Raw genomic sequence first — 12,365 nt, forward strand, 5'->3', positions numbered from 1 at the left:
TGCATCTTGTAATTTGTGAACTAAAAAATTATCAATATCATTATAAAAGTTTATAATAAGCGGTTCATTTTCTATATTTGCGCAAAACCTGAAACAAACCACCATGTTGCAGCTCAACGTAAAAAACGAAACTTCGCGGCTTCGCGCCGTTATATTAGGTACAGCAATCAGTAACGGGCCTACCCCGCTGGAAAGCGAGGCTTACGACCCAAAATCATTAGAGCATATTAAAGCGGGCACATATCCTGTAGAACAGGATATGGTTAAGGAAATGGATGCCCTAGCTAAAGTTTTTGAAAAATATAATGTAAAGGTTTACCGACCGGAAGTCATTGATAACTATAACCAGATCTTCAGCAGGGATATCGGGTTTGTAATAGAGGATACCTTTATTAAGGCAAACATTCTGCCTGACCGCGAGCGCGAGCTGGATGCCATACAATATGTAATTGATCAGATAGACCCTAAAAAGGTGGTTCGCCCACCCGAAGAAGTGCATATTGAAGGCGGCGATGTCATGCCTTGGAACGACCATATCTTCATAGGTACTTACAAAGGCAGCGATTACAAAGATTTTATTACTGCCAGGACCAATATACAGGGGGTAAACTATATAAAAGAACTTTTTCCTAACAAGATCGTTAAGGAGTTTGACCTTGTTAAATCAAGGATAGAAGCACGTGATAACGCACTGCACCTGGACTGCTGTTTTCAGCCGATAGGTAAGGATAAAGGCGTAATTTACAAGAGCGGCTTTAGGGAAGAAGCAGATTATTTGTATCTTGTAGACTTATTTGGAATGGATAACCTTTTTCATATAGACAGGGAAGAGATGTATAACATGACATCTAACTTTTTTTCTATTGATACAGACGTTGTGGTTATAGAGAAAAATTTCACAAGGCTAAAAAAATGGCTGCTTGAAAAAGGCTTTACGGTTGAAGAAGTGCCGTATGCAGAGATTGCAAAACAAGAGGGGCTGTTAAGATGCTCTACATTGCCTCTTTTGAGGGATTAATTAAATTTGACTATGAAACAGATTACAGATACTATAGTAATGATACGCCCGGTTGCGTTCAGGATGAATGAGCAGACAGCCGTTAATAACTATTACCAAAAGGTTGTAGACAGCCTGCTGCCGGAAACGGTAAATGCTAAAGCACAACAGGAGTTTGACGCCTTTGTAGAGAAACTAAAAAGCGTTGGTGTAAACGTTATTGTGGTAGATGATACTACAGATGTTGATACGCCCGATTCTATATTTCCAAACAACTGGGTGTCATTCCATGAAAATGGAGATGTGGCATTGTACCCAATGTTTGCAGAGAACCGCCGCAGCGAGCGCCGTGAAGATATTCTTGACCTGATCGAGGAAACAGGGTTTACTATAGACAACATTGTAGATTATACATCGGCAGAGGAAGATGATATTTTTCTTGAAGGAACAGGCAGTATCGTGCTGGACAGGGTAAACCATAAAGCATATTGTGCACTTTCGCCAAGGGCAGATGAAGAACTTTTCATCGAGTTTTGTGAGGATTTTGAATATACACCGGTTATATTTGAAGCCTACCAGACTGTAGAAGGTGAACGTAAGCTTATTTACCATACTAATGTAATGATGTGTGTAGGCGATACTTTTGCGGTTATTTGTGCAGATTGCATTGACGATAAAAAGGAACGCAAAATGGTACTTGATAATTTAAAACAAGACGGCAAGGAAATTATTCTGATTACTGAAGCACAATTGAATAACTTTGCAGGGAATATGCTGCAGGTTCAGGGTACAGATAAAAGCTATCTTGTGATGAGTGAAGCAGCAAAACAGGTGCTTACCAAAGACCAGGTGGCTAAAATTGAAAAACATACAGAAATACTAAGCGCTAACCTTGATACTATCGAGGCTTGCGGCGGCGGTAGTGCACGATGCATGATGGCCGAAGTATTTTTGCCAAAAAAATAATATGCTTTCAAAAAAAACAAAATATGGGTTAAAGGCGCTTATCTACATTGCAAAGCATGGTGGAACAGCGCCTGTGCTTATATCTGACATATCAGAGAAAGAGCAGATCCCTAAAAAATTCCTTGAGGCAATTCTTTTAGATCTTAAGAAATTTGGTATACTCGGCTCTAAAAAGGGTAAAGGCGGAGGCTATTATCTAATGAAAGACCCTGAAACCGTTACCGCAGCTACACTTATACGCGTGCTTGACGGGCCTATTGCCATGCTGCCATGCGTGAGCCTTAATTATTATGAAAAATGCGACGACTGTCCTCATGAGGAAAAATGTTCGCTAAATAAGTTTATGGCAGATGTTAGAGATACAACTCTTAATGTGTTGCAGCAAAAGACATTACATGATTTAACATTATTGTAGCATTTTTTTTGCCTAATTAGTCTATAATTCCCATAGACTAATAGTATATTTGAAAAAAAATAGTGGTCAGGAATTTATTAGGTTCCTAAACGGTAAAAAATTGGTGGTGAAGTTACAGGCAGGGAATTGATGAGCGATGGATATACAAAAATTACAACATCTGAATAAAACATTACAAGGCATGGCGATTAATGACGCGCTGGCTTTGGTAATTGATTTCTTTGAAGGTAAAAAGGTGTTCTCTACTTCTTTTGGAATAGAAGATCAGCTTCTTACGCATTATATAGCGCCATTTGCAAACCGGGTTGAGGTATTTACACTGGATACCGGCAGGCAGTTCAATGAAACGTATGAGGTGTTTCAGCGTACGCAGAATAAATACCCGTTAATAAACATAAAGACATTTTTTCCGGATGAAACGGATATTGCAGCTTATGTAAATACAAATGGCGTGAATGGGTTTTACAACAGCGTGGAAAGCCGTAAAGAGTGCTGCAGGGTACGCAAAGTGGTGCCGCTTCAAAAAGCCATTGCGGGCGCATCTTTATGGATTACGGGTCTTAGGGCTGAACAGTCGCAGAATCGTGAAGAAATGGAGTTTCTGGAATGGGACGAGGCAAATCAATTGGTAAAATATAATCCGCTGCTGCATTATTCGCTTAAAGAAGTAGAACAGCTTACCAATGTTTTTAATATACCGGTAAGCAGCCTTTACAAAAAAGGTTACCTGAGCATAGGCTGTGCACCATGCACGAGGGCATTGCTTGAAGGAGAAGATTTCAGGGCCGGCCGATGGTGGTGGGAGAACGGCAAAAAAGAATGCGGCCTCCATATACATTCTGATAAAAATTATTAACATGACACAGCATACAAAAACACATTTGCAAACGCTGGAAGACGAAAGCATATATATAATACGGGAGGTAGCGGCACAGTTTCAAAAACCGGTACTGCTATTCTCTGGAGGAAAAGATTCTATTACGCTGGCACGGCTGGCTCAAAAGGCTTTTTACCCCGCTAAGATCCCTTTTCCGTTCCTGCATATAGATACCGGGCATAATTTTCCTGAAACCATAGAATTTCGTGACCAACTTGTAAAAGAGCTTGGGGTAGAACTGATAGTACGCTATGTTCAGGACAGCATAGACCAAAATAGAGTGCAGGAAGAAACGGGAAAACACGCAAGCCGCAATGCTTTGCAAACCGTTACCCTGCTTGATGCCATTGAAGAGTTTGGCTTTGATGCCTGTATGGGTGGTGCCAGACGGGATGAAGAAAAATCACGGGCTAAGGAACGCATCTTTTCGGTGCGCGACGATTTTGGCCAGTGGGATGCTAAAAAGCAACGCCCGGAACTGTTTAATATACTAAATGGTAAGATCAATTTTGGAGAGAATGTACGGGCATTCCCCATAAGCAACTGGACTGAAGAAGATGTATGGAGCTACATTGATAAAGAGGGCATGGGATTGCCTACAATCTATTTTGCTCATGAGCGCAAACTTGTAAAAAGAGACGGGGCTTACCTGGCACATTCTGAATACCTGAACCTTGTAGACACCGACGAGATTGTGGAAACAACGGTTCGTTTCAGGACAGTGGGCGATATGACCTGTACCGCTGCATTTATCTCTCAAGCTGATAGTATAAATGATATTATGTATGAAAATAAATCCTCCAAATCTTCTGAGCGAGGTGCACGTATAGACGATAAACGATCTGAAGCGGCACTGGAGCAGCGAAAGAAAGGAGGCTACTTTTAATTATGGATTTATTGCGAATAAATACTGCCGGAAGCGTAGACGATGGCAAAAGCACACTCATAGGGCGTTTTCTTAATGACAGCCATGCACTTACCATAGAGCAGGAAGAGCTAATTGCAAAAAAAACGAAAGAGAAGGGACTTGATGACCTGGATTTTTCTGTAATTACAGATGGCCTTATTGCCGAAAGGGAGCAGGGCATCACTATAGATGTTGCGCATATTTACTTTTCGTCGGCAGAGAGAAAATTTATTATTGCCGACAGTCCGGGGCATATCGAATATACCCGTAACATGGTTACCGGTGCTTCAAATTCTGAAGTTTCTATCATATTGATCGATGCCCGTAAAGGGTTATTGGAGCAAACATTCAGGCATTATTTTATAAGCAGCCTGCTGCGGTTAAAAACCGTGATCTTCTGCATCAATAAAATGGATCTTGTAGATTATAGCGAAGATGTGTTCCTCTCTATTGCTGCTGCCATAAATAAGATGACTGAACAGTTTAGCTACAGGCCGGATATTCATATACTGCCTATCAGTTCGCTTAAAGGCGACAATGTTGTGGATGCCTCAAAAAATACCGATTGGTATAATGGAGGTACACTATCTGAGATACTACATAAAATTATACCGAACGGTACAGAAACTGAAGATTTCAGGATAGATGTGCAACAGGTACTGCATGTGCAAAACGCAGAGTTTACCGATTACCGAGCTTATGCCGGAAGGATAATAAGCGGTGCGCTTGCGCTGGGTGATGAGGTTATAGTACTCCCGTCAGGGCAGCGAAGTGTAGTGGTTGAGATCAGGAAATTTACCGATACTTTTCCTTTTGCCACTGCCGGAGCTTCTATACAACTGCGTTTGAAAGATGATGTAGACATCAGCCGCGGTATGATGCTTGTTAAGCAGGAAGACGAAAAGCTTTTAGCTAAAGATATTACAGCTGCGTTAGTCTGGATGGATGAAAAACAGGCTGTGCTTTCAGGCAGGTATACGTTGCAGGCTGGAACGCGATCTGTAGCGTGTAAACTTCAGTCGATAGACGGCATTATTCCACCGGAAAATCCATCGGATATAAAAGAATCGAACGCTTTAAAACTGAATGATATTGCAAAAGTGCAATTAAAAACTGCAGCACCGGCGTTTCTGGACGCTTTTAGTCATAACAGGCTCAATGGTGCTTTTATCTTAATTGATGCCCAGACAAATAATACTGTGGCGGTAGGATTTGCAGAATAAATGTGTGTTAGGTTAGTTTGTTATATAGTTTGTTGTAAAGCTGCACTTACCCATGGTGCAGCTTTTTTTATTTAAACGGTATGGTTTGAAGTATGTTTACAACAGAACTGCTTATATACTGCACGCCTATGGCGATAACAATAAACCCTATTATTCTTGAGATCGCCACAATTCCAGATGCACCCAGTATCCTTGAAAGGTAATGAGCGCTGCGCAGCATTAAGAAAATTACAAATGCAAGTGCCGCTATGGCAAGACACGCAATTATCTGCTGGTCTATACGTGTGTAGTCCTGATACATGGCTATAAGCAGTGATATAGATCCGGGCCCTGCAAGCATAGGGATTGCAAGAGGAGTAAGGGCAATATCATTACGCTTCTGAGCATCGTTTTCCACTTTTTTGTTTACGCCCCTTGTCTTTTTGAATTTACCCGTTAGCAGCGAAAATCCTGAATTAACGATTATAAATCCTCCGGCAATCCTTAGGGCATCTATGCTGATGCCAAAGAATGCCAGTACATACTGACCGATAAAAAAGGATATAATCAGTATTATAAATACGTTTACAGCAGTCCAGAAAGAAATGCGGGAACGCTCGGCCATGCTGTCGTCTATGGTAAGGCCTACAAAGATAGGGATGGCGCCCAAAGGGTTTATCACTGAAAAAATAGCTGCAAAAATGTAAATGAATAATTCCATGGTTAAGGATTGGTTTTTCGGAGCAAATATATTGCTTTATAGTGGTCGCTGTTTTTCTAAATCATTAAATTGAGAGGGCTCATAATAGCAGATGGAGAGCTGCGGCTGTACAGGAAACATAATGGTTTCATAACCTGTTTTTTCGTCTGTCTCGGGAGCTACAAGGTAACAGTTGTTTACGATGCCAAAGTAAGTAAGCAGCGGTGAATATAATGTTATACCAATCTTATGGCGGGAGATATCAGCTATGTCAGTATTTACGATATCCAGCCTGTAATTTACAAACGGAAAGAAAGTACTGCCAAGCACATCCTGTACCCTGTAAAATTGCCCGTTAAGCTGTGCAGTATAGCTGCTTGCTGCCATGCCTGTCAAAAAATGCAGCTGTTCTGCCTTTGGATTTACAGACAACAGTTCCCTGAAGGTATTTAAAGGATTCTCTTTGCTGTTAAACATTTGCTGCTGCATAAGGTATTCTTTGTAAGTGTCTTCAAAAATATACCTCTCCCACGGGGTCGTGGCAGAATTGTCTATGATTACACGATATGCAAGCCGAATCTTTGGATGGGGCATAGAGTTGGGTGTTAGATAAAAACAAAAAGAGAGAACACTTCTCTCTTTCAAATATAAACAATATAGTGTAAGGGTATTATTTCACGATCATTTTTTTGCTTTCTTCAAATGTACCGTTCTGGTTCTTTATGCTCACTTTATAAATATAATATCCTGCTGCAAGGTCACCACGGTTTAACGCAAAGTCATTTTTACCTGCACTCATTTTTCCGTTTTGGGGCACCATGATTTTTCGTCCTGTAAGATCATATATAGAAATGGTAACATCAGAGTCATATTCCAGGTTTATCGGTATAAGGGTAACTTCGCTAAACGGGTTGGGATAATTCTGCTCGAGTGTGTATTGCAGTTTAGCGGCTTCTCCCACGCCTAGTACCGGGCCGTTAACATAAATGATGTGCTCAAGGTTAAAACCATCCGGAACAGTACCGCTTACAGTAGCAAGTTCGGCATTTGTGGTGTCGTCAGAGAATACATTGTCGTCTTCTTTAAAGGTATAGCCGTTCATGCCTTTGGTATAGCCATTCTCTGTTGACGCATTTACCAGCTGTACAGCGCTGCCGCTTCCCTCAGGGAAAGATATCTGGGTTATAAGCAATGATGCACCTGTTTCGCTGTACACGTGAACGTGAATGTGTGTTGCTCTGCCATTGTACCATCCCGGAAAAATAGAGGTAAAACTCACTAATCCATTATTATTGGTAACCTGCCTGCCTCTTAAAAAGTGTACCGATGTATAATTGGTTTGCTGCATTCCGCTGCCGCCATATTCAGAATAGTTGCCGTCCTTATCACAATGCCAGATGTCTACAATTGCATTTTGAAATGCGGTGCAATTGGCATTTTTGTTCATTATATGGATGTTGATGTTAAAAGGTATTCCTGTCCTGCCGTCTACGATATCTGTACGCTCCCATGATGAGGGTGTAATAGTAGGGAAGGGGCCTGCAGTTTCAGATGGCGATACCGGGCACGAACCGTCTGTCTGGGCAGCTTCTGGTGCATCGGCAGCACCGGCAGCGGTTAAAAGCGTAGGAACTGCAACCGCCATACCCAAAAAGCCCAGGCCGTTTCTTAAGAATACTTTTCTTTCCATAATGAGGTGTGTTTGTTAAGTCAAATGTACTGTGCTATAGCGTACTACAGTAATTAATGAGGTTAATGCCATTTAAGGTGCGGTAAACTCCATTTTCAGAATAATCACCTGGCAGTTAACGGATAGTAAATAAAACATCCGCCGGGGCGGATGTTTTAAGCAGAAACGTTAATAGTGTGTGTGAGTATAAATCCATCTGCTGCGCTGCCGGTTATTGCAGCGATTTCTGTGCCCTGGTCATCATCAGAAAATACATTATCCGATGCGTTATAGGTATAGCCGCTCATGCCTTTAGTATAGCCATTTGCGATAGATGCGTTAACCAGAACTACTGCACTATTAGTACTTCGGGAAAAGCGATTTGGGTTACGAGCAGCGATTTGCCCGATGCATTATAAATATGTCGTGTATGTTGACGTGCCATTGTACCAGCCTGGGAATATTGAAGTAAAGGCAGCTTCGCCGCTGGTAGTGGTAACCTGCCTGCCTCTCAAGAGGTGTACGCTCGTGTAATTAGTACTTTGCATTCCGCTGCCGCCGTATTCCGAATAATTTCCGCCTTTGTCGCAATGCCAAATATCTACAATGGCATTGGCAAGTGCGTTACAGCTGCCGTTAGTGTTTTTAAGGCAATGGTTACGCTCAAGGGTACTCCCGTCCTGTCTGACCTGATGTCGCTCGCAACAGTTATGTGGCGGTGAATCCAATAAGAGGCGTTTCAATCAGCAGCATAATAGCGTTGTCTGAGAGCGCTTCCATCTCTATTTCTTCGGTTTCCCAAAGAGCTAATCCGTCATGGCTTTCCATTAAGCGCCCCTGTACTTCGAAGGCTCCATTTATTACAAATGTAAATATGCCGTTAGTAGGGTTTGCCATGCTGTGTATAATTTCGGCACGGCCATCAAAAATGCTCATTTGCACCGAAAGCCCTGTTTGAAAAGACTCATACAGCTTATGGAAATGGTTACGTTCAGCAAGGTTTGCTTTAGCAATAAGAAAGTCGTTTGACTGCAGCACATCTGATATTACGGTAACCGAAAAAGAAACGTATAGGAAGTTTATAGGGCTTTCATCATACGGATTTTTTATAGTAAGCGTACCGCCATCCGGACTGTGATGGGTAAAGGCTTCGCCTGGAATAACAATCTGGTCGTTGTCGTTAAAGCTGCATTCAGCAGCGCCAACGATTGGGATGATCATTACTATAGATCCCGGTGTAAGTGTTCTTTCTACATATTTACCGGCAGCAAGCGTTTCATCATTTAGCAGTGTCAGAGCTCCAAAAGGGTCGATAGACGGAGTGCTGCTTTCGACTGCATTAAATGTGGCATGCAACCTGTGGTTTTTGTTTTCGGCAAGGCTCCTCTGCTGAGCCATGTAAAATTGTGCCGGACTTTGTTTAATCATAACGTGGGGGAATTGTTAAGTAAAATTACTCTTATCGTTTTAGTTGTAACTTTTTTTGAGGTAAACGCCTCAAATTTGTAGATAAATTCTTTTCTTTAATAATTAAATAGTTGACGATTAACTAAATATTTAAAGCATAATTGAAAGATGGGAAATAAATTTACATTATCACTTATTGCAACATTTCTTACATACTTTTTTGCAGCAGCCCAAACCATAAGCGGCTATGTGTATGACGAGATGGAACATAAACCGCTTGAAGGGGCTAATGTTTATCTTGATGGTACAACCCATAAGACAGTTACCGACGGTAAGGGTTATTTCAGTCTCAGTGTTCCACAAAAAATAAATACCATCCTGGCAGTAAGCTTTATGGGATTTCAGACGTATTTGATGGAAAATCCTTTTGACCAAAAAAGCCCCGTTACCATTATTCTTAAGGAAGATGCTACAAAATTAAACGAGGTTGTGATAAGTAAAAGCACATTGTTTTCCCGCAAGGAGATGCTTCGCGCTTTCAGGAAAAATTTTTTGGGTCAGTCTCCGGCAGGATCATCGTGCAAAATAGAGAACGAAGATGATATTTTCCTCTATTATGATACGCAGACGCTAACCCTTATAGCAGAAGCGAGAAAACCTATCCAAATAATTAACAAACGCCTTAAATACCATGTGGTTTTTGACCTGGAGGGCTTTCAGGTAAATTACAGACAGAAAACCCTTAATGAAGTTGATATCGTCAACAGCTTTTTTGCAGGAACCACTTTTTTTGCCGATTCCTCTGAAAACGGTAATGCCGATAAAAAACGAAATGAGGCTTATTTAGGTTCGCATTCGCATTTTCTTAAGTCGCTGGCCAACGGAAAAACAGCTGAAGAAAAATATGAGCTGTATGTAGACAAGTTTAAAGCTGATTTTGCAGAATATTTTGCAGTGGAAGATACTGTTAATGTTAAGAAGATATCTGTTATTAAGACTCCGCCAAGGCCTAATATAATACTGGGCAGCAAACAGAAAGAGCCTAAGGTTTCAAAATTCCGTTTTGTGCGATACACCATTTTGTATGATAAAAAACTACAGTCGTTCCTTACATTTGACAGAGGTGTGTTTTACATAGACAAAAACGGACTTTTTACGCCAATTAACGAAGTGCTTTTTGGAGGATACATGGGTACGCTTAAAGCCGGAGACCTGCTTCCTGTAGATTATGACTACAAAGGATAGTTGTTATAGTTAGCTTAAAATGCAGATAAAAATGCTCATTTTTGGCTAAATTTGATAAAAACAAAGCTATGGCATCATCAAAGAAAACACTTGTAATGGGAGCCTCTACAGATCCCGGAAGATATTCGTATAAGGCTATAAAAATGCTTCAGCGTTTTGGGCATCCTGTTGTGGCTGTGGGTAAAAGACAGGATGAGCTGGATGGTATTACTATAGAAAAAGAGCATATTCCTTTTGCAGATGTAGATACCGTTACCTTGTATCTTAACCCAATGAATCAAAAGCAATATTATGATTACATAATAGGGCTGAAACCAGAGCGCATTATCTTTAACCCGGGAACTGAAAATCCTGAACTATATGCCCTGCTAAGAGAAAATGGTATCGAGATAGAGGTAGCCTGTACCTTGGTCATGCTTTCTACGCACCAGTACTAAGCCCAGGCTGCTTTTTGCTTATGCACAATAGTAAAAGGAAGGTGATCAATCCGTTTACGATGATAAGCTCATTATCAAAAACGTAATTACCGAATAACATAGAGGAATTCATGCTTATAAATAATGTTATAAGCGGCGATGCTATGCAGATAAACGGCACTAATTTATCTTTTACGGCACGATTTTTCATGAATAGCCCAAAAGTGTAAAGCCCCAGCAGCGGTCCATAGGTATAAGACGCGATCTTGAATATCATACTCACAACAGAGTCATTGTTCAGCACATTGAATATTATGATCACAAGGAACATCAGTAATGAGAAGCCTATGTGAACGAGATGCCTTGTCCTTACATTATTTGTTTTGGCAAGGTTTTCTGCTTTGTCCATTCCTAAAAAGTCTACGCAAAACGATGTGGTAAGTGCTGTAAGTGCAGAATCGGTAGTTGCAAATGTAGCAGCTGTTAGTCCCAGCAGGAATACTACCGATGGTATAATGGCAAGATGCTTAAAGGCAATTTCAGGGAAAAGCAGATCGGTACTCGGTACGCCATTCTTAAGCGGAATGTCTATACCGTTTTTATTGGCATAAACATACAGCAGCGCGCCTACGCCCAGGAAGAAAATATTTATGATAACAAATATCCCTGTAAAGGTGAACATATTTTTTTGTGCTTCGCCAATGTTCTTACAACTCAGGTTTTTTTGCATCAAATCCTGGTCAAGCCCTACCATGGCAATGGTTACAAACATACCACCCAGTATCTGCTTTACAAAGTGAAACTTACTGCCAATAAAATCTTCAAAAAAGAATATCTTGGAATAGCCACTATTTTTTACTGTGTCAAATGCCTGTGGAATGCTCAGGTCTAAACTGTCGCAGATAAAATAAATGGTAAAAAATACAGACGATACTAAAAACAATGTCTGCAGGGTGTCTGTAATGATTATGGTTTTTAATCCGCCTTTATATGTATAAGCGAAAATAAGGAGCAGCGATATTAATACAGTTGCCCAAAAAGGAAATTCAAATTCGTCAAATACATAACGCTGCAAAACGATAACGACCAGATAAAGCCTGAATGCCGAACCTATGGTACGGCTGATAAGGAATATCATTGCAGATGTCTTGTAGCTGTAATAACCAAGCCTGCTTTCTATATAGCCATAAATTGAAGTCAGGTTGAGCCTGTAATATAATGGCAGCAATACTTTTGCAATGACTATAAAACCTATGGCGTTGCCCAGTATGAACTGGAAATATTTAAACTGCGCGCCGCTTGCTGCACCTACCTCACCCGGTACCGATATAAAGGTAACCCCCGAAAGAGCTGTGCCTATCATCCCAAAAGCTACCAGGTACCATTTTGAATTTTTATTGGCCTTAAAAAAAGTGTCGTTGCTGCTGTCTTTTTTACTTACAAGCCTTGAGATAAGGATAAGGATCCCGAAATAAATTACAATTATAGAGAGTATAGTTATTGGCTGCATGCTATAGAGTTTGTTCTACAAAGCAACTAAAAATTTTTAAATAAAAAGGTATCC

15 protein-coding genes are annotated in these 12,365 nt (G+C 40.8%); 8 read left to right on the top strand and 7 right to left on the bottom strand.

Going from position 1 to position 12,365, the window contains the following annotated elements:
- The first annotated feature begins 103 nt into the window (after positions 1–103).
- From R1T16_RS07910 to R1T16_RS07935, 6 genes are all read left to right on the top strand, one after another.
- Positions 104–1,018 (top strand): dimethylarginine dimethylaminohydrolase family protein, encoded by a 915-nt coding sequence (locus R1T16_RS07910; protein ID WP_317500557.1) that lies wholly within the window; start codon positions 104–106, stop codon positions 1,016–1,018.
- Positions 1,019–1,030: 12 nt separating this feature from the next.
- Positions 1,031–1,963, top strand: a complete 933-nt coding sequence (gene ctlX, locus R1T16_RS07915; RefSeq protein WP_317500558.1) for a citrulline utilization hydrolase CtlX — start codon at positions 1,031–1,033, stop codon at positions 1,961–1,963.
- A gap of 1 nt (position 1,964) precedes the next feature.
- Positions 1,965–2,378, top strand: coding sequence for an Rrf2 family transcriptional regulator (locus R1T16_RS07920; RefSeq protein WP_317500559.1), 414 nt, complete (start codon positions 1,965–1,967; stop codon positions 2,376–2,378).
- Positions 2,379–2,559: 181 nt separating this feature from the next.
- Entirely contained in the window at positions 2,560–3,234 is a 675-nt protein-coding gene (locus R1T16_RS07925) for a phosphoadenylyl-sulfate reductase (protein ID WP_411162022.1), read from the top strand.
- Between the two features lies 1 nt (position 3,235).
- Positions 3,236–4,141 (top strand): sulfate adenylyltransferase subunit CysD, encoded by a 906-nt coding sequence (gene cysD / locus R1T16_RS07930; protein ID WP_317500561.1) that lies wholly within the window; start codon positions 3,236–3,238, stop codon positions 4,139–4,141.
- Between the two features lie 2 nt (positions 4,142–4,143).
- Positions 4,144–5,385 (top strand): sulfate adenylyltransferase subunit 1, encoded by a 1,242-nt coding sequence (locus R1T16_RS07935; RefSeq protein WP_317500562.1) that lies wholly within the window; start codon positions 4,144–4,146, stop codon positions 5,383–5,385.
- 67 nt (positions 5,386–5,452) lie between these two features.
- Here R1T16_RS07935 and R1T16_RS07940 read toward each other — a convergent pair whose 3' ends face one another.
- The 6 genes from R1T16_RS07940 to R1T16_RS07965 form a co-directional block, all read right to left on the bottom strand.
- The gene (locus R1T16_RS07940; protein WP_317500563.1) at positions 5,453–6,085 is read right to left on the bottom strand and encodes a MarC family protein; all 633 of its coding nucleotides are present in this window, start codon (positions 6,083–6,085) and stop codon (positions 5,453–5,455) included.
- 36 nt (positions 6,086–6,121) lie between these two features.
- Positions 6,122–6,658 carry a hypothetical protein gene (locus tag R1T16_RS07945; RefSeq protein WP_317500564.1) on the bottom strand — a complete coding sequence of 179 codons (537 nt, stop codon included), beginning with the start codon at positions 6,656–6,658 and terminating at the stop codon, positions 6,122–6,124.
- Between the two features lie 76 nt (positions 6,659–6,734).
- Entirely contained in the window at positions 6,735–7,754 is a 1,020-nt protein-coding gene (locus R1T16_RS07950) for a T9SS type A sorting domain-containing protein (protein ID WP_317500565.1), read from the bottom strand.
- Positions 7,755–7,909: 155 nt separating this feature from the next.
- A complete protein-coding gene (locus R1T16_RS07955) occupies positions 7,910–8,041 on the bottom strand; it encodes a hypothetical protein (protein ID WP_317500566.1) in 132 nt (43 codons plus the stop codon).
- 105 nt (positions 8,042–8,146) lie between these two features.
- The gene (locus R1T16_RS07960; RefSeq protein WP_317500567.1) at positions 8,147–8,461 is read right to left on the bottom strand and encodes a hypothetical protein; all 315 of its coding nucleotides are present in this window, start codon (positions 8,459–8,461) and stop codon (positions 8,147–8,149) included.
- Complete coding sequence (locus R1T16_RS07965) at positions 8,442–9,161, bottom strand: hypothetical protein (RefSeq protein WP_317500568.1); 720 nt, start codon at positions 9,159–9,161, stop codon at positions 8,442–8,444. The genes R1T16_RS07960 and R1T16_RS07965 overlap by 20 nt, the downstream gene beginning before the upstream one ends.
- Positions 9,162–9,308: 147 nt before the next feature.
- Between R1T16_RS07965 and R1T16_RS07970 the strand changes: the two genes are divergently transcribed.
- Both R1T16_RS07970 and R1T16_RS07975 read left to right on the top strand, forming a co-directional pair.
- Entirely contained in the window at positions 9,309–10,385 is a 1,077-nt protein-coding gene (locus R1T16_RS07970; RefSeq protein WP_317500569.1) for a carboxypeptidase-like regulatory domain-containing protein, read from the top strand.
- A 68-nt stretch (positions 10,386–10,453) separates the two neighbouring features.
- Complete coding sequence (locus R1T16_RS07975; RefSeq protein WP_317500570.1) at positions 10,454–10,822, top strand: CoA-binding protein; 369 nt, start codon at positions 10,454–10,456, stop codon at positions 10,820–10,822.
- Here R1T16_RS07975 and R1T16_RS07980 read toward each other — a convergent pair.
- A complete protein-coding gene (locus R1T16_RS07980; protein WP_317500571.1) occupies positions 10,806–12,311 on the bottom strand; it encodes a sodium:solute symporter in 1,506 nt (501 codons plus the stop codon). The genes R1T16_RS07975 and R1T16_RS07980 overlap by 17 nt on opposite strands.
- Positions 12,312–12,365 lie beyond the last annotated feature (54 nt).

Origin of the sequence: Flavobacterium sp. DG1-102-2 (genome assembly GCF_033042555.1) — a bacterium.
GTDB lineage: Bacteria > Bacteroidota > Bacteroidia > Flavobacteriales > Flavobacteriaceae > Flavobacterium.